Raw genomic sequence first — 18,037 nt, 5'->3', positions numbered from 1 at the left:
CCCCCGGCACGCACCACGTGTCAAGTGGGTGGGACGGGCGTCTCAGAATGTGAACGAAGGGCGCTCCCGCCTCCGATGACAGCCGACACACCCCCTGTGTACACCCGGGGCCCCTTGCCCGCGAACGCCGGTTCGGCCGGGGCGTGCGGCACCGGATAGTGGCCGGATCCGAGCGCCCGGCGCAGCCGGTACTCGTCCAACGGGCCGGCGAACGCCATGCCCTGTCCGTGCGTGCAGCCCATCGCGCGCAGCGCGACCACCTGCTCGGGCAGGTCCACGCCCTCGGCCACCGACTGGAGGCCGAGATCGCCGGCGATCCGCAGCAGACCACTGGTGATCTTGTGCAGCCGCGCCGACTCCACCACGCCCTCGACCAGACCGCGGTCGAGCTTGAGGATGTCCACGGGCAGCCTGCGCAGGGCCGTGATGGCCGCGTAACCGCTGCCGAAGCCGTCCAGCGCGATCCGCACCCCGAGCCGGCTGAGCGCGGTCAGCCGCCGCTCCAGTTCGTCCAGACCGACCCGGGGGTCGGTGTCGGACAGCTCGACGACCAGCGCGCCGGGCGGCAGTCCGTGCCGGGTCAGCAGCGCTTCCACCGAGCCGAACGGCGTCGAGCGGTCCAGCAGCCGCCGGGCGCTCATCCGGACGGCCACCGGTACGACGAGCCCGGTCGCGGCCCGCTCGGCCGCCTGCTCCACGGCCTCCTGAAGGATCCAGCGGTCCAGCTCGGCGGTCTTGTCGCCGTCCTCGGCCACCCGCAGGAACTCGGCCGGGGTGAACAGCACGCCCTGCGAGGAGCGCCAGCGCGCCTGTGCGGAGACCGCCGTGATCCGGCCGTTCTGCAGGCACACCACGGGCTGGTGCAGCAGCGTGAACTCGCCGTCGTGGAGGGCGGCACGCAGGCGCGTGGCCAGCTCCGCCTTGCGGACGACGTCCTGCTGCATCTGCGGTTTGTACAGTTCGACCCGGCCCTTTCCGGCCGACTTCGCGCGGTACATCGCGAGGTCGGCGTTGCGCAGCAACTCACCGGCGCCCAGCCCCGGTTCGGCGAACGCGACACCGATGGAGGCGTTGACCCGGACGTCGTTGCCGTCGATGGCGTACGGCTGGGAGAGGGTCCCCCTGAGGCGGTCGGCCAGCTCCAGGATGTTCCGCTCCCGGGCGGCCCGGTCCCGGGTGCCGTCCCCGACGATCAGCGCCGCGAACTCGTCGCCGCCCAGCCGGGAGGCGGTGTCGCCCTGCCGGACCGCGTCCTGGAGTCTGCGGGCGGCCTGGATGAGCAGTTCGTCCCCGGCCTGGTGTCCGATCGTGTCGTTGACGGCCTTGAAGCCGTCCAGGTCGATGAAGAGCACCGCCGTACCGCGCAGGGCGGCGCCCCGGTCGGTGGCGCGGCGGCCGGACAGGGCCTGCTGCACGCGCCGGGTGAACAGCGCGCGGTTGGGCAGGTCGGTGAGCGGGTCGTGCTCGGCGTTGTGCTGCAACTGGGCCTGGAGGCGCACTCGCTCGGTGACGTCCCGGCTGTTGAAGATGAGGCCGCCGTGGTGCCGGTTGACGGTCGACTCGACGTTGAGCCAGCCGCCGTCGCCGGAGCGGAACCGGCACTCGATGCGCGTGGTGGGCTCCTCCAGCGGGCTGGCGGCGAGGAAGCGGCGCACCTCGTGCACCACGCAGCCCAGGTCCTCGGGGTGGATGAGCGCCGCCAGCTCGGTGCCCACCAGTTCCTCGGCGGGCCGGCCGTACACCCCGGCGGCGGCCGGGGAGACGTACCGCAGGATGCCGTTGGGCGCGGCGATCATGATGACGTCGCTGGAGCCCTGCACCAGGGAGCGGAAGTGGTTCTCCTTCTGGGCCAGTTCCTGGGTGAGGGTGATGTTGTCCAGCAGCATGATGCCCTGCCGGATGACGAGCGCCAGCACCACGGCGCCCGCGGTGATCAGCACCACGTGGTCGGGCCTGCGGCCGTTCAGGACGTTGTACAGGATGCCCAGGGTGCACACGGCCGCGGCGAGGTACGGCGTGAGGGCGGCGAGGGAGCCGGTGAGCGGCCGGCCGGACGGGTACCGGCTGTGCTCGCCGCCCGGCGCGGGCGGCGGCGGGAGGTGGCCCGTGCTCCGCTGGCCCGGCACGTGCTCGTGCACCACGCGCGTGTGGCCCTCGGCCGGGCGTGCCTCCTGCGCGCGCCGGCGCCGGGGGGCGGCCCAGGGTGCGTAGGCGAGCAGCAGTGAACCGGCGAACCAGCCCGCGTCCAGCAGCTGCCCGGAGCGGTAGCTGCTGTGCAGCAACGGGGAGGTGAACAGGGCGTCGCACATCACGGTGAGCGCGAGCGCGCCGATCGCCGTGTTCACCGCCGTACGGTTGCCCGGGGCGCGGCGGAAGTGCAGCGCGAGGACCATGCTGACGAGCGCGATGTCGAGCAGCGGGTACGCCAGCGACAGCGCGGCGTGCGCCACGTTCGACCCGTCGATGCGGGCGGCCTGGGCGAGCGCGAGGCTCCAGGAGAGGGTGAGCAGCGAGCCGCCGATCAGCCAGGCGTCCAGGCCGAGGCAGATCCAGCCCGCCCGGGTCACCGGCCGCTTGGCGAGCACCAGCAGGCCGACGATGGCGGGCGGGGCGAAGCACAGGAAGAACAGGTCGGCGTAGCTGGGGCTGGGCACGGGCCGGTCCAGCACCACCTCGTACCAGCCCCAGACCGCGTTGCCCAGCGCGGCCATGGTCGAGGAGAGGGCGAACAGCAGCCAGGCCGAGCGGAAGCGGACGCGCCGGCTGCGGGCGTACAGGAAGCAGGAGACGGCGGCGGTGCCCGCCGCGGCCGTCAGTCCGAAGTCGCCCATGATCAACGCGACTTCGCGCGTGCCCCAGTCGAACGCGGCTCCGACGGCGTAGGCCGCGCAGATCAGGGCGAGGACGAGTTGCTCCGCCAGCCGGGTGCCGTCACCGGCGGCCGGCCGGCGGGGCGGCGGCGCCTCGTGCGGGTGCGGTGCGCGCACCGCTCCGTCGAGGGGGGTCGTGACCGAGGGCGGGGCGCTCACCGGGGCCTCCCGGTCTGCGCCGCTCCCGGGTCCCGACGGTCCCGGTGCGCTGGATGGGCGTGCCTGCGACGGCCGCTGTGCCTGCGCTGCTGGTGACTGTGGTGGCTGGTGTGGTGGCCGCGTCTGCGCGCTGCCGTGCGCCAGGGTCGCCGTCGGCGGCTCCGCCGCGTCGGATCGTTCGTCCATAGGCCGTGCATCGCCCGTCGCCCCCCTCACAAATCTGAAATGTCCATCCCCGGCGCCGAACGGTCAGCGGCGCAGCCCCTGTCGGGACGATACACCAGGATCGTCACTCAGGGACATAGTGTCTCTACGCTCCGTGACGACCAGCGGGGATGCGGGTACGGGCCGCGTCCGAAAGGTTGCGGAGGGTGCCGGAAGGGGCTTACCGCCCGGTTGCTCCCGCCGTTCCCGGTCCGGTCGTCAGGATCACGTTGCGCAGCGGCTCCTGGTTCACGTAGCGGGTCAACTGGTCGGCCAGCAGCCGCCCGGCGCGCGGCAGGAAGGCCGAGGAGGGACCGCCCACATGCGGGGTGATCAGCACTCCGGGCGCCTGCCACAGGGGATGGCCGGGGGGCAGCGGCTCGGGGTCCGTCACGTCCAGGGCGGCGGTGATCCGGCCCCGTTCCAGTTCGGCGAGGAGCGCCTCGGTGTCGACGACGGCTCCGCGCGCGACGTTCACGAGCAGTGCGCCGTCCTTCATCCGGGCCAGGAAGCCGGCGTCGACGAGGCCCCTGGTGGCCTCCGTGAGCGGGGTGCAGACGATCACGACGTCCGCGTCCGGGAGCAGGGAGAGCACATCGGTGATCGGGTGCACAAGACCGCGCGCCGTGGTGCGCTGGGAGCGCGCGATGCGCGCCACCCGCGCCACCTCGAAGGGCACGAGCCGGTCCTCGATGGCGGCGCCGATGGCCCCGTACCCGACGATCAGGACGTTCTTGTCGGCGAGCGCGGGGCGGAAACCGCCGGCCCAGCGCTCCTGTTGCTGGTCGCGGACGAACTGCGGAATGCCGCGCAGCGCGGCGAGGGTCAGGGTGAGCGCCAGCTCGGCGGTGCTGGTCTCGTGCACCCCGCGCGCGTTGCACAGCCGTACCCCCGGCGGGATCGCCGACAACTGGGAGGTGATGTCGTCCACGCCGGCGGTGAGCGTCTGGATGACCCGGACGTTCGTCAGGTGCTCCAGCGGCCCCACCCGGACCGACAGCCGCTTCATGTACGGCACCACGTACACGGCGCACTCCGCCGGGTCGCCGGGGAACGGCCGGCGGCCGTCGTCCCCCCCGTCCCAGAACAGGTACCGGAGCCCCTCGGGCAGCCCCTCGATCTCCTCGGGCGGAATGGGAAGCCAGACGTCTGAAGTCATGCCAGGAGGCTATGTCAGGCGCCCGTGCGCGCAGAGGTTAGGTTGGGGGCCGGGCAGAGGGAGGTTCACGAGCAGGTGGAGCGCAGGACGATCGGCGCGGGGGGACTCGCGGTGGGGGCCGTCGGACTCGGGTGCATGCCGATGAGCTGGGCGTACAGCGGTTCCCGGCAGCGTGGAGAGGAGTCGCTCAGAACCGTGCACCGGGCCCTCGACCTGGGCTCGGACCTCCTGGACACCGCGGACATGTACGGCCCGTTCACCAACGAGCTGCTGCTGGGCCGGGTGCTGAAGGAGCGGCGCCGGGAGGCCTTCGTGTCGACGAAGGTGGGGCTGCTGGTGGGCGAGCAGCACATCGTGGCCAACGGCCGCCCCGGTTATGTGCGGCGGGCCTGCGACGCCTCGCTGCGCCGGCTCCAGACGGACGTGATCGACCTGTACCAGCTGCACCGCGCCGATCCGGAGGTGCCCGTCGAGGAGACCTGGGGCGCGATGGCGGACCTGGTGCGGGCCGGGAAGGTGCGGGCGCTGGGACTGTGCGCGGTAGGCGCGCGCGGCGGGCGCCGCACGGGCGCGGGGCTGTACGACGCGACGCTGCGCCAGTTGGGGCGCGTGCAGCAGGTGTTCCCGGTGAGCGCGGTGCAGGCGGAGCTGTCGGTGTGGTCGCCGGAGGCGCTGCGGGCGCTGCTGCCGTGGTGCGAGGCGCGGGGCGTGGGCTTCCTGGCGGCGATGCCGCTGGGCAACGGCTTCCTGACCGGGACGCTGACTCCGGGGGAGGGCTTCGAACCGGACGACGTACGGGCCCGGCATCCCCGGTTCACCGCCGAGATGATGGCGGCGAACCAGCCGATCGTGGCGGGGCTGCGGCGCATCGCGCGCCGGCACGGCGAGGACGTCACCCCGGCCCAGGTGGCGCTGGCCTGGGTGCTGGCGCAGGGCCGGCATGTGATCGCGCTGCCGGGCACCAAGCGGGAGCGGTGGGCCGCGCAGAACGCGGCGGCCGCGGGGCTGCGGCTGACCGCGCAGGACCTGGCGGAGATGGCCCGGCTGCCGGCGGCCCAGGGGTCGTGGGACTGAGGTTCCCTCCAACGGGTGCCGTGGTCCGGGAACCCGGCGGGGTACGAGCGGTGTTGGACAGGGAAGAGCATGCCGTGCGGACCCGCCGCGTCGAAGGGACCATGATCGTGCGACGTCGAGCTGTACCGGCCGTCCTGGCCGTGACCGCCCTGCTGCTGACGGCCGGCTGCTCCTCCGGCGGGGACGGCGGGGCGGACGGCGGCGGGCGGACGGCGACCGGGAGCGCGCCGGGCGCCTCCGCCCCGCGGGCCACCGGGTCCCTGCCCCCGGCCAAGGGCTCGGTGCGGGTGCTGCGCACGGTGGCCGAGGGGCTGAAGACCCCGTGGGGACTGGCTCCGCTGCCCGGTGGCGGGCTGCTGGTGTCCTCCCGGGACGAGGGCACGATCAGCAGGATCGACGAGAAGACGGGCCGGACCACCGTGCTGGGCACGGTCTCCGGGGTCTCACCGGCCGGCGAGGGCGGCCTGCTGGGCATCGCCCTCTCCCCCACATTCGCCTCGGACCACATGGTCTACGCCTACTTCACCTCCGCCTCGGACAACCGCGTCGTGCGCATGCTGTACGACGAGAAGAAGCCGGCCGGTGAGCAGCTGGGCGCCCCCGACACGGTGTTCAAGGGCATCCCGAAGGGTCTCATCCACAACGGCGGCCGGATCGCCTTCGGCCCGGACGGCATGCTGTACGCGGGCACCGGCGAGAGCGGGCACAGAGGCCTGGCGCAGGACAGGAAGTCGCTGGGCGGCAAGATCCTTCGGCTGACTCCGGACGGCGAACCGGCCCCGGGCAACCCGTTCCCGGGCTCGCCGGTGTACTCCTACGGCCACCGCAATGTGCAGGGTCTGGCCTGGGACGACCGGCAGCGGCTGTTCGCCTCGGAGTTCGGGCAGGACACCTGGGACGAGTTGAACGCGATCAAGCCGGGCGGGAACTACGGCTGGCCGGAGGCCGAGGGCAGGTCCTCCGACGCCCGCTTCCAGAACCCGCTGGCCCAGTGGCACACCGACGACGCCTCCCCCAGCGGCATCGCCTGGGTGGACGGCGTGATCTGGATGGCGGGTCTGAAGGGCGAGCGCCTGTGGCGCGTCCCGCTGAACGGCACCTCGGCGGCGGCCGGTCCGCAGGCCTTCCTCACGGGGACCTACGGCCGCCTCCGCACGGTCGTCCCGGCGGGCGGCGACCGGCTCTGGCTGGTGACCGGCAACACGGACGGCCGGGGCACCCCGAAGAAGGGGGACGACCGGGTGCTGGAGGTGCGGGTGCGGTAGCGCCGGCGGCGCACGGGGTCACCCCGCTTCCGGCGCCGCGGGCCGCTCCTCCGGCTCTGGACCGGCCGGGTCGGTCCCGGCCGGTTCGGTCCCGGCCGGGTCCGGTCCCGGCAGACGTATCACCGCTTTGCCGGAGGCGAGGTCTATCGGGCCGCGACCGGGGTCGCCGTCGCCGACGTCCTCGCGGGTCAGTTCCAGTCGTCTCCGCTCGTCCCGGGTGTGCTGACGACCGGGTGCGAACAGTTCCTCGAACGCGTTGAACACGGCTCCCCCTCAATGCCGGTTTTCTTCAGCGTAGGTCTCATCCCGGCGTTTCGGCCCCGAGCGTCCCGGCCGTGAACAGTCCCAGCCGGTGCGCCACCGCCGCCGCCTCGCCGCGGCCCGAGACGCCGAGCTTGCCGAGGATGTTGGAGACGTGGACGCTGGCGGTCTTCGGGGAGATGAACAGGGCCTCGGCTATCTGGCGGTTGGTGCGGCCGGCCGCGACCAGGCCGAGCACGTCCCGCTCACGGCTGGTGAGGCCGAGCGCCGCGACCGGGTCGTCGGGTGCCCGACGGCCGGCGCCGGTCAGGCTGAGGCGGGCGCGCTGGGCGAGCCGGGTGACGGCGTCGGCCAGGGGCCGGGCGCCGAGGTGGGCGGCGACGGCGGAGGCGAGCCGGAGCAGCTCGCCCGCGCGGTCGCGTTCGTCGTCGCCGCCCTCGGCCAGCAGCGCCGCGGCGAGCCGGTGACGGAGCCGGGCGAGGTCGTAGGGCCGGTCCAGGCACTCGAAGGCGGCGACGACCGGGGACCAGGTGTCCGGGGTGTCCCGGCCCTCGGCGCGGAGCAGTTCGGCCCCGGTCCACTGGGCGTAGGCCTGCCAGAGCGGCACGCCGGTGGTGAGGGTCCGTACGGCGGCGGAGAGCCGGTCGAGGATCTCGGCGCGGCCGGGCCGTGCGGCGGGCAGGGTGCGGGCGTCGGCCTCCGCGGTGACGGCGGCCAGCAGCAGCGGCCAGCCGTAGCGGTGGGTGCCGGTCGGGAACCCGGCGTCCAGGGCCGGGAGCAGGGCCGCGCGGACGTCGGGGATCCGGTCCTCGGCGGCGGCGATCCCCAGGGTGATGCGGGTCAGCGGCAGCAGGTGCTGGGGCATCGGGTCGTGCGTGCCGTACCAGGCGTGGGCGGCGGCGAGGTGCCGGCCCACCTCGGCGAGGTCGCCGCGGCCCAGGGCGAGGTGGGCCAGGCGCAGGGCACCCGCGCCGCGGGGCTTGGCGCTGTGGCCGATCCGGGTCGCGTGCGCGGCGGCCTCGGCGGCCTCCGCCCACTGGCCCAGGGAGTACAGGGCCTCGGACAGGTTGGCCCACGCCCACGCCCCGGAGTCCAGCAGTCCGTACCCCCGGCAGAACTCGATGCCCTCGCGCAGCAGGGGCACGGCCTCCCGGTCCCGGCCGATGCTCTGCAGCGCGGACGGCAGGTTCACGTAGACCCGGCCCGTGACGTGGTGCATGCCCTCCGCGCGGGTGTCGCTCAGGACCTGCCGCATCTGCGCGAGCCCGGTCTCCGGGTCGCCGGACTCCACCGTCAGCACGCCGAGGGTGAGGCGGGCGTGCAGTTCGGTCTCGCGGGCGCCCACCATCCGCGCGTACTCCACGGCCCGCTCGGCGGCGGCGAGGGCGTCGGGGCCGGGGCGGCGCTGCATGGACCAGCTGGCGGCGACCGCCAGCACCTCGGCGTGCACCTCCGACGGCGGCAGGCCGCGCACCAGATCCTGGGCGGTGCCCAGTTCCTGCCAGCCGTCACCGCGCGCCAGGGCCTGGACCAGCCGGGCGCGCTGCACCCAGAACCAGGCGGCGCGCAAGGGGTCGGGCTCCTCGGCCAGGAGGCGCAGGGCACGCTTGGTGATCTTCAGGGCGCGTTCGCGCTCCCCGCCGAAACGCCCCGCGACGGCCGCCTCGGCCATCAGGTCGAGGTAGCGCAGCGGGGTGGTGGCCGGGTCGCAGCCGCACGGCGGGTAGACCTCGGTGTAGTCGACCGGGCGCAGAGCGCGGCGCACCTCCTGCGGGGCGGTGTCCCACAGCTCCATCGCCCGTTCCAGCAGCCCGAGTTGCTCGCTGTAGGCGTGCCGGCGGCGGGCGACGACGGCGGCGGCCAGGACGGCGGGCAGGGCCTTGGCGGCGTCGCGGGCGTGGTACCAGTAGCTGGCCAGGCGCATCACGCGGGCGTCGGCGGGGACCAGTGTCGGGTCGGCCTCCAGGGCTTCGGCGTAGCGGCGGTTGAGCCGGGAGCGTTCGCCGGGCAGCAGGTCGTCGGCGACGGCCTCGCGGACCAGGGAGTGCCGGAAGCGGTAGCCGTCGCCGGAGCGGGCGACGGCGAGGAGGTTGGCACCGACGGCGGCCCGCAGCGCCTCGATGAGGTCGTCCTCGGTGAGCTGGGCCACGGCGGCGATCAGCCGGTACTCCACCGTGGAGCCGCCCTCGGCGACGACGCGGGCGACCCGCTGGGCGCTCTCGGGCAGCGCCTCGACCCGGACCAGGAGCAGGTCGCGCAGGGAGTCGGTGAGGCCGGCGCAGTCGCCCTGGGCGGCGGCGACGGCGAGTTCCTCGATGAAGAAGGCGTTGCCGTCGGATCGGGCGTAGATCTCGTCCACCTGGGCCGGGGCGGGTTCGGCGGCGAGGATGCCGGCGATCTGCCGGCCGGCCTCCTCGCGGGTGAAGCGGGCGAGTTCGATGCGGCGGACGGTGCGCAGCCGGTCCAGTTCGGCGAGCAGGGGGCGCAGCGGGTGGCGGCGGTGGATGTCGTCGGAGCGGTAGGTGGCCAGGACGAGGAGGCGGCCGGCGCGCAGGGTGCGGAAGAGGTAGGCGAGGAGGTGGCGGGTGGAGGCGTCGGCCCAGTGCAGGTCCTCCAGGACGAGGACGACCGGGTGTGCGGCGGCGATGCGCTCCAGCAGCCGGGCGGTGAGTTCGAACAGGCGGGCCATGCCCTGCTCGTCGTGGCGGCCGGCGCCGGCCTCCCCGAGGTCGGGCAGCAGCCGGGCCAGCTCCTCCTCCTGGCCGGCCGCGGCGGCGGTGAACTCGTCGGTCAGAGCGTCGCGGAGGGCGCGCAGCGCGGTGGAGAAGGGGGCGAAGGGCAGCCCGTCGGCGCCGATCTCCACGCAGCCGCCGACGGCGACGACGGCACCCTGCCGGGCCGCGGCCGTGGCGAACTCCTCCACGAGGCGGGTCTTGCCGACGCCTGCCTCACCGCCGAGCAGCAGCGCCTGCGGCTCGGCCGCGGCGGCACGGGCGAGCGCGTCGTCGAGCGTGCCCAACTCGTCGGTGCGGCCGACGAACACGGGACTGACGGACCTGGTCTCCACGGGCCCGAGCATCGCACGGGGCCGGGACGACCGGTCACCGGTTTTCCACAGCCCCGGTGTGATCGTCGTACCGCCGGCCGGAGGAGTCGCACGGTCCACGGCAGGAGCGGCACCGTCCACAGCCGAAGCCGCACCGGCGGCCACCGGGGTCGTACCGATGGGCCGCGAAGTCGGATTGGTGGGCCGCGAAGTCGTCCCCACGGCCGGAAGGGCCGTACGGCTCCCCTGCCGGAGAGCCGTACGACCCTGTTCCGCTGAGCGGCCGACCCCCGTACGGCCGCCCCGCGCCCCCGTGGTCACGCGGTGCGCGGCAGCCGCAGCCGGCGGGGGCGGTCCGTATGGGACTCGGCGGCCGCGGCCCCGTGGCCGGCGTCCGCGTGACGGGCGGCGCGGAGGGCGCGGACGGCCTCGCGGGCCAGGCGGTGCTGCTGGGCCTCGCGGCGCAGTTCCGCGGACCGCATCCGGTGGAGTTCGAGCTCGTGCATGGCAGGTCCTTCCGAGGAGCCGGTGTCGTGGTGGTCGTGCCTCGCGTTCTGCGATGACTCCACTTTCGTCCTCCGGCGGGGTCCGCCACATCGGGAGAGTTCCGCATCTTCGGCCGGCCGGCGTCCCGTACACGCGCGTAAGGGGCCTTAGGAGGCCCGTGAGATGCTCACGGACTCCCTAAGGCCCCTGTGACCTGCGGTCTGTCAGCCGGCCGAGGGCAGGCCGAGCAGGGCGTCGGAGTACTTCAGGACGGCCAGGAGCAGGCCGATGACGCCGAGCGAGACACCCGCCCAGGCGACCGACCTGATCCAGGGGGCCTGCGGGCGGCCGGGGGCGCCGAAGGCGGGCCGGACCAGCACGACCACGCCGGTGACCAGCGCGGCCAGCGCGAACAGGCCGGCCCACAGGGCGGTGGTGTGCCAGGCGTCGCCGTAGACCTCCTTGAGCTGCGTGGCGACGCTCGCGCCGGTGGAGGTGTGCAGCTGGCCGACGAGCTGCTCCCGGGCGCCGGCGACGGTGCCGACCCAGCCGCCGCTGAGCGAGACCAGTCCGAGGGCCGCGGAGACGACGGCTCCGGCACCCTGGCCGACCCCGGAGGGCACCCGGGCGCCGGCCGCGTCCTCCGCCGGCTCGTCGCCCACCTCCGGGGAGGTCCGCGCCGTGCTCTCGTGGGTCCCGTCCGCCGCGGCCCGTGCCCCGGTCCCCTCCGCGGTGGTGCCGGCCGCCACCGTCTCGTCGTCCTTGCGCGCCTCGGTGCCGGCCTCGGCGCCTTCCGCTGTCTTCGTTGCCATGCCCGGAACCGTACGGACGCTCTCTGAGAGGTGTCTTAATGATCGTCGCGCGCGGTACGCGCGCGTGCCGCACGCCACTCGGGTGCGAGCACCGCCCAGATCTCGGTGCTGGTGCGCGCCCCGTGGTGCGGGTAGTTCTCGCGGAGGACGCCCTCGCGGGTCATCCCGAGCCGCCGGGCGACGTTGATGCTCGGCTCGTTGGCCGAGGACACGCGCCACTCCACCCGGTGCATGCCGCGCTCCTCGACGGCCCAGTCGAGCAGCACCCGCATCCCGCGGGTGACCAGCCCCCGCCCGGCCGCCGCCGGCTCCAGCCAGCAGCCGGCCTCGCAGACCCCGCTCGGGGTGTCCCAGACGCGGAACAGCAGCCCGCCCACGAGCGTGCCGTCCAGCCAGATCCCGTGCAGGCTGCCGGCGTCGGCACCGCGCTTGTCGGCGTACGACTTCAGCCAGGCACGGGCGCCGGCCAGGTCGGACACCGCGTCCGCCAGGCCGATGTGCCGGCCGATGAACTCCCGCCCCCGGTCGATGTTGGCCAGCACCTCCTCGGCGTGCCACACCTCCAGGGGCCGCAGTTCGGCGCCGTCCTCACCGAGCGATATCGCGTACATCGTGCCGTTCTTCCTTCCGTGGTTCACGCACCGGGACCCGGCCGAGCCTCTCATGCGCGGCACGGCACCCGCGCGGCTCGATGCCGACGTGCGGCAGGCGGCGCCGCAGCCAGCGGGGCAGCCACCAGTTGGCGGGACCGAGCAGGTGCATCAGGGCGGGCACGAGCAGCGTACGCAGGACGAAGGCGTCGACGGCGACCGCGGAGGCGAGCGCGATGCCGAACATGGCGATGACCCGGTCACCGCTGAGCACGAAGGCGAGGAACACCGAGATCATGATGACCGCGGCGGAGTTGATCACCCGGCTGGTCTCGGCGAGGCCCACGCGGACGGCGCGCCGGTTGTCGCCGGTCTCCAGCCACTCCTCGTACATCCGGCCGACCAGGAAGACCTGGTAGTCCATCGAGAGCCCGAAGAGCACCGAGACCATGATCACCGGCAGGAAGGGTTCGACGGGGCCCGCGCGGCCGAGGCCGAGCGGTTCGCCGCCCCAGCCCCACTGGAAGACGGCGACGACGACGCCGAACGCGGCGGCCACGGCGGCGACGTTCATCGCGGCGGCCTTCAACGGCACGCCGAGCGAGCGGAAGGCGACCAGCAGCAGGAGGCAGCCGAGGCCGACCACCCCGCCGACGAACAGCGGCAGCTTTCCGACGATCTCCTCCGCGAAGTCGTCGTAGCCCGCGGTGACCCCGCCCACCCGCACGTCCAGCGAGGTCCCGCGCTGCGCGCGCGGGAGCACACGGGTGCGCAACCGGTCGACCAGGTCGCTGGTGGCCTGCGACTGCGGCGCGGACCCGGGGACGACGGTGAGGTACGCGGTGTCCCCGCCGGTGGCGTAGGTGACCGGGGTGACGGAGGCGACGCCCGGGGTGGCGCGCAAGGTGGCGTCGAGGTTGTCCAGGGCGAGTTTGTCGTCGCCGCCGTCCACTCGGGTCACCAGCGTCAGCGGTCCGTTCACGCCGGGTCCGAAGCCCTCGGCGAGCAGGTCGTAGGCCTTGCGGGTGGTGGTGGTGCGGGGGTCGTTGCCCTGGTCGGAGGTGCCGAGGCGGAGCGAGAAGGCCGGCAGGGCGAGCACCGCGACGACCAACAGGGCGAGCGAGCCGAGCAGCTTGGGGCGGCGTTCGACCAGCGCCGACCAGCGGGCCGCGAGACCGGTGGGCAGCTCGGGGCGGGGCCCCTCCTCGGCGAGCCGGCGCCGCTCGCGACGGCTGAGCGCGCGCGTGCCGAGGTACGACAGCAGGGCGGGCAGCAGGGTCACGGAGGCGGCGACGGTGAGCGCGACCGTCAGGCAGGCGGCGACCGCGACCCCGTTGAGGAAGACCAGCCGCAGTATCAGCATCCCCAGCAGGGCGATGCACACCGTCGCGCCCGCGAAGACGACGGCGCGTCCGGTGGTGGCGACGGCGTGCTCGGCGGCCTCGGCGACGCCCAGGCCGCGTTTCAGGCCGCGCCGGTGTCTGGTGACGATGAACAGGGCGTAGTCGATGCCCACGCCGAGGCCGATCAGGGTGCCGAGCACGGGGGCGAAGTCGGCGACCGTCATGACGTGTCCGAGCAGCCCGGTGCCGGCGTAGGCGGTGCCGACACCGACCAGCGCGGTGGCGATCGGCAGCAGCGAGGCGGCGAGCGAGCCGAAGGCGAGATGGAGGACGACGACGGCGACGAGCACCCCGACCACCTCGGCGGTGTGCCCGCGCGGGGCCTCGGTGAGCCCGATCGCGCCGCCGCCCAGCTCCACGCGGAGTTCCTCGCCCGCGGCGGCCCTGGCGGTGCGTACGACGGCCTCGGCCTCGGCCGGGTCGATGTCCTCGGCCGGCCGGGCGAAGGTGACGGTGGCGTAGGCGGTACGGCCGTCGGCGCTGATCCGGTGGGTGTCCTGGTCGCCGTACGGCCCGACGACCGAGGCCACGCCGGGCAGGGCGGCGATCCGGCGCAGGGTGCGGGTCATGGTCTGCTCGACGTCGGGGGCGCGGACCGTGCCGCCGCCGGTGTGCCAGACGACCGTGTCGCTGTCGCCGGCCAGGCCCGGGAAGGCGTCCTGGAGCAGCCGGGCCGCGCTGCCGGACTCGGTGCCGGGGACCTCGTAGTCGTCCGTGTACGCCGAACCGGCCAGGGCCGCGCACGTCGTGACCCCGCCGAAGGCGAGGAACCACAGCAGGACGGTGGTCAGGCGGTGCCGGACACACCAACGCGCGAGGTCTGCCACGGGCATGCTCCCAGAAGACGATGTGTGATCTTTGGCCGGGAACAATCGCCTATAAACCGGATATAACCCGTGGAGGACGCCGGATCCGTCCGCACCGTGCGGATACGGAAGGTCAGTCGAACTGGTCTCCGACCGCCATGACCATCGTCCCGGCGATCAGCAGCCACAGGGCCCTGCGGGTACGGCCGCGGAAGCCGAGCACCGCCGCGAGGGAGCAGACGGCGGCACCGAGGGCGTAGGCGGCGGGTACGAGCACGGGGGCGGAGCCGGCCGCCCTGAGCAGCGCGGCGGCCACTCCGGCGAGCGTCAGCAGTGCGCCGGTGCCGGCCGCGGCCCACCGCGCCCGCCTGGCATCCCCGGCGTGCTCCTCGTGCTCCTCGTGCTCCTCGTGCTCCTCGTGCTCCTCAGGGTCCTCGTGCTCCGCGTACTTCTCCCGCTCCTCGCCGGCCGCTGTTATCGGAGGCTCGGTGCCGGAATTGGTGCGTCCACTCATGGCGGGCGAGCGTACCGCCTCCGGTGGAAAGGCCCCGGCGGGGGGCGGTGCCCGCGGCCGCGGACGTGCGAGGAAGCCGTACGGCCCCGGAGGACACGCCTCCGGGGCCGTACGGCTGTGCTCGGGACTCAGCCCTCGCTGACGCCCAGCTTCTCCAGGATCAGCTCCTTGACGCGGGCCGCGTCGGCCTGGCCGCGGGTGGCCTTCATGACCGCGCCGACCAGGGCGCCGGCCGCGGCCACCTTGCCGCCGCGGATCTTGTCCGCGATGGCCGGGTTGCCGGCGATGGCGTCCTCGACGGCGGCGGTCAGCGCGCCCTCGTCGGAGACGACCTTCAGGCCGCGCTTGTCCACGACCTCGTCCGGGGTGCCCTCGCCGGCGAGGACGCCCTCGATGACCTGACGGGCCAGCTTGTCGTTCAGGTCGCCCTTGGCGACCAGCTCGGTGACCCGCGCCACCTGCTGCGGCGTGATCGCCAGCTCGTCCAGCGTCTTGCCGGACTCGTTGGCGCTGCGGGCCAGTTCGCCCATCCACCACTTGCGGGCGGAGGCCGCGTCGGCACCGGCGTCGATCGTGGCGACGATCGGCTCCAGGGCACCGGCGTTGAGGATCGCCTGCATGTCGGTGGCGGAGATGCCCCACTCGGCCAGCAGCCGGGTGCGGCGGGCCAGCGGCAGCTCGGGCAGGGCCGCGCGGATCTCCTCGACCCACTCGCGCGAGGGCGCGACCGGCACCAGGTCGGGCTCCGGGAAGTACCGGTAGTCCTCGGCCTCCTCCTTCACGCGGCCCGAGGTCGTGGACCCGGTGTCCTCGTGGAAGTGGCGGGTCTCCTGGACGATCGTGCCGCCGCCGGAGAGGACGGCCGCGTGCCGCTGGATCTCGAAGCGGGCCGCGCGCTCCACCGAGCGCAGGGAGTTGACGTTCTTCGTCTCCGAGCGCGTGCCGAACTTCTCGCTGCCCTTGGGCATCAGCGAGAGGTTCACGTCGCAGCGCATCTGGCCCATCTCCATGCGGGCCTCGGACACGCCGAGGGCACGGATCAGCTCGCGCAGCTCGCGGACGTACGCCTTCGCCACCTCGGGGGCGCGCTCGCCGGCGCCCACGATCGGCTTGGTGACGATCTCGATGAGCGGGATGCCGGCGCGGTTGTAGTCCAGCAGGGAGTGGGACGCGCCGTGGATACGGCCGGTGGCGCCGCCGACGTGCGTCGACTTGCCGGTGTCCTCCTCCATGTGGGCGCGCTCGATCTCCACGCGGAAGGTCTCGCCGTCCTCCAGCTGCACGTCGAGGTAGCCGTTGAAGGCGATCGGCTCGTCGTACTGGGAGGTCTGGAAGTTCTTCGGCATGTCCGGATAGAAGTAGTTCTTCCGGGCGAAGCGGCACCACTCGGCGATCTCGCAGTTCAGCGCGAGACCGATCTTGATCGCGGACTCGACGCCGGTCGCGTTGACGACCGGGAGCGCGCCGGGCAGGCCGAGGCAGACCGGGCAGGTCTGGGTGTTCGGACCGGCGCCGAGCGAGGTCGAACAGCCGCAGAACATCTTGGTCTTGGTGCCGAGTTCGACATGGACCTCAAGGCCCATGACGGGGTCGTACGACGCCAGCGCGTCCTCGTACGACACCAGGTCGGTCGTGGTGGTCACGGTGAAACTTCCCTCTCAGCCCAGCAGGACGTCGTCGTCGCCCAGCCGCTTCAGCTCGCGGTAGAGGATGGCGAGGCCGGTGGCGATGCCGGCGGCGGTGACGACGGCGTCGACGAGCCGCAGCGTGTCGTTCTCGGCGCGGGCCTTCTTGATCTGCTTCATGGCGCCGACCGCGCCGAACGCGGTGGCGGCCATGGACAGGTACGTACCGGACTTGGACTTCTTGAAGCCCTTGGCCTTGGTCAGTGCGCTCACAGCGACGGAGCCTCCTCCAGCAGCGGGTGACCCCACTTTTCCATGAAGGCGGCCTCGACGGCGGCGCCCACCTTGTACAGCCGGTCGTCCTTCATCGCCGGGGCGATGATCTGCAGACCCACCGGGAGGTTGTCCTCCGGGGCGAGGCCGCAGGGCAGGGACATGGCCGCGTTGCCCGCCAGGTTGGTCGGGATGGTGCACAGGTCCGCGAGGTACATCGCCATCGGGTCGTCGGTGCGCTCGCCGATCGCGAAGGCGGTGGTCGGGGTCGTCGGGGAGACGATCACGTCCACCTGCTCGAAGGCCTTCTCGAAGTCACGCGTGATGAGCGTGCGGACCTTCTGCGCGGAGCCGTAGTACGCGTCGTAGTAACCGCTCGACAGGGCGTACGTGCCGAGCATGACGCGGCGCTTCACCTCCGGGCCGAAGCCCGCCTCACGGGTGAGGGAGGTGACCTCCTCCGCCGAGTGGGTGCCGTCGTCGCCCGTCCGCAGGCCGTAGCGCAGGCCGTCGAAGCGGGCGAGGTTGGAGGAGCACTCGGACGGCGCGATCAGGTAGTACGCCGACAGGGCGAGGTCGAAGGACGGGCAGTCCAGCTCGACGATCTCCGCGCCCAGCTCCTTGAGGAGCTCGACCGACTCGTCGAAGCGCTGGACGACACCGGCCTGGTAGCCCTCGCCGCGGAACTGCTTGACCACGCCGACGCGCATCCCCTGGACGCTGCCGTTTCGGGCGGCCTCGACGACCGGCGGGACCGGGGCGTCGATGCTGGTGGAGTCCAGCGGGTCGTGCCCGGCGATCACCTCGTGCAGCAGGGCCGCGTCCAGGACCGTACGGGCGCAGGGACCGCCCTGGTCGAGGGAGGAGGAGAACGCCACCATGCCGTAGCGGGACACCGCGCCGTACGTCGGCTTCACGCCGACGGTGCCGGTGACGGCGGCCGGCTGGCGGATGGAGCCGCCGGTGTCGGTGCCGATGGCGAGCGGGGCCTGGAAGGAGGCGAGCGCGGCGGAGGAGCCGCCGCCCGAGCCGCCGGGGATCTTGGTGAGGTCCCACGGGTTTCCGGTCGGGCCGTAGGCGCTGTTCTCGGTGGAGGAGCCCATGGCGAACTCGTCCATGTTGGTCTTGCCGAGGATGACGACGTCGGCGGCCTTCAGCCGCTGGGTGACCGTCGCGTCGTACGGCGGGATCCAGCCCTCCAGGATCTTCGAGCCGACGGTCGTGGGCACGCCCTCGGTGGTGAAGATGTCCTTGAGCGCGAGCGGGACGCCGGCCAGCGGGCCGAGCTTCTCGCCGCGCTCGCGCTTCTCGTCCACGGCGCGGGCCTGGGCGAGGGCGCCCTCGCGGTCGACGTGCAGGAAGGCGTGCACCTTCTCGTCGACCGCCTCGATGCGGGCGAGGTGGGCCTCGGTGACCTCGACGGCCGTCAGCTCGCCCGAGGCGATCTTCTCGGCGGTCCGGGCGGCCGTGAGCTTGATGATGTCCGTCAT

General features: G+C 73.6%; 14 protein-coding genes. 2 read left to right on the top strand and 12 right to left on the bottom strand.

The genetic code is table 11. The features are described 5' to 3' along the window. Positions 1-20: 20 nt before the first annotated feature. Together ACZ7N4_RS19565 and ACZ7N4_RS19560 are read right to left on the bottom strand one after the other, a co-directional pair. Positions 21-3,215, bottom strand: coding sequence for a putative bifunctional diguanylate cyclase/phosphodiesterase (locus ACZ7N4_RS19565; protein WP_471359575.1), 3,195 nt, complete (start codon positions 3,213-3,215; stop codon positions 21-23). 199 nt (positions 3,216-3,414) lie between these two features. Beyond that, positions 3,415-4,392, bottom strand: coding sequence for a 2-hydroxyacid dehydrogenase (locus ACZ7N4_RS19560; protein WP_471359574.1), 978 nt, complete (start codon positions 4,390-4,392; stop codon positions 3,415-3,417). Positions 4,393-4,467: 75 nt separating this feature from the next. Between ACZ7N4_RS19560 and ACZ7N4_RS19555 the strand changes: the two genes are divergently transcribed. Then, positions 4,468-5,466, top strand: a complete 999-nt coding sequence (locus ACZ7N4_RS19555; RefSeq protein ID WP_471359573.1) for an aldo/keto reductase — start codon at positions 4,468-4,470, stop codon at positions 5,464-5,466. Between the two features lie 101 nt (positions 5,467-5,567). Next, positions 5,568-6,731 carry a PQQ-dependent sugar dehydrogenase gene (locus tag ACZ7N4_RS19550; RefSeq protein ID WP_471359572.1) on the top strand — a complete coding sequence of 388 codons (1,164 nt, stop codon included), beginning with the start codon at positions 5,568-5,570 and terminating at the stop codon, positions 6,729-6,731. Positions 6,732-6,749: 18 nt separating this feature from the next. Here ACZ7N4_RS19550 and ACZ7N4_RS19545 read toward each other — a convergent pair whose 3' ends face one another. The 10 genes from ACZ7N4_RS19545 to gatA all read right to left on the bottom strand — a co-directional run bounded on the left by ACZ7N4_RS19545 (position 6,750) and on the right by gatA (position 18,037). Continuing rightward, complete coding sequence (locus ACZ7N4_RS19545) at positions 6,750-6,995, bottom strand: DUF6191 domain-containing protein (protein ID WP_471359571.1); 246 nt, start codon at positions 6,993-6,995, stop codon at positions 6,750-6,752. 37 nt (positions 6,996-7,032) lie between these two features. Continuing rightward, positions 7,033-10,071 carry a helix-turn-helix transcriptional regulator gene (locus tag ACZ7N4_RS19540; protein WP_471359737.1) on the bottom strand — a complete coding sequence of 1,013 codons (3,039 nt, stop codon included), beginning with the start codon at positions 10,069-10,071 and terminating at the stop codon, positions 7,033-7,035. Positions 10,072-10,355: 284 nt separating this feature from the next. Next, positions 10,356-10,544, bottom strand: a complete 189-nt coding sequence (locus ACZ7N4_RS19535) for a hypothetical protein (RefSeq protein ID WP_471359570.1) — start codon at positions 10,542-10,544, stop codon at positions 10,356-10,358. Between the two features lie 204 nt (positions 10,545-10,748). After that, a complete protein-coding gene (locus ACZ7N4_RS19530; RefSeq protein WP_471359569.1) occupies positions 10,749-11,336 on the bottom strand; it encodes a hypothetical protein in 588 nt (195 codons plus the stop codon). 35 nt (positions 11,337-11,371) lie between these two features. After that, positions 11,372-11,947, bottom strand: coding sequence for a GNAT family N-acetyltransferase (locus ACZ7N4_RS19525; protein ID WP_471359568.1), 576 nt, complete (start codon positions 11,945-11,947; stop codon positions 11,372-11,374). Further along, the gene (locus ACZ7N4_RS19520; protein WP_471359736.1) at positions 11,925-14,156 is read right to left on the bottom strand and encodes an MMPL family transporter; all 2,232 of its coding nucleotides are present in this window, start codon (positions 14,154-14,156) and stop codon (positions 11,925-11,927) included. Before ACZ7N4_RS19520 ends, ACZ7N4_RS19525 begins: the two co-directional genes overlap by 23 nt. Positions 14,157-14,268: 112 nt before the next feature. Continuing rightward, positions 14,269-14,649 (bottom strand): hypothetical protein, encoded by a 381-nt coding sequence (locus tag ACZ7N4_RS19515; protein ID WP_471359567.1) that lies wholly within the window; start codon positions 14,647-14,649, stop codon positions 14,269-14,271. Positions 14,650-14,777: 128 nt separating this feature from the next. Next, positions 14,778-16,292, bottom strand: coding sequence for an Asp-tRNA(Asn)/Glu-tRNA(Gln) amidotransferase subunit GatB (gene gatB, locus ACZ7N4_RS19510; protein ID WP_471359566.1), 1,515 nt, complete (start codon positions 16,290-16,292; stop codon positions 14,778-14,780). A 15-nt stretch (positions 16,293-16,307) separates the two neighbouring features. After that, positions 16,308-16,547, bottom strand: a complete 240-nt coding sequence (locus ACZ7N4_RS19505) for a hypothetical protein (protein ID WP_161292640.1) — start codon at positions 16,545-16,547, stop codon at positions 16,308-16,310. Then, complete coding sequence (gene gatA, locus ACZ7N4_RS19500; RefSeq protein ID WP_471359565.1) at positions 16,544-18,037, bottom strand: Asp-tRNA(Asn)/Glu-tRNA(Gln) amidotransferase subunit GatA; 1,494 nt, start codon at positions 18,035-18,037, stop codon at positions 16,544-16,546. Before gatA ends, ACZ7N4_RS19505 begins: the two co-directional genes overlap by 4 nt.

This window comes from Streptomyces sp. NPDC107654 (assembly GCF_055639035.1).
This window is presented reverse-complemented; position numbering and strand designations above follow the sequence as displayed.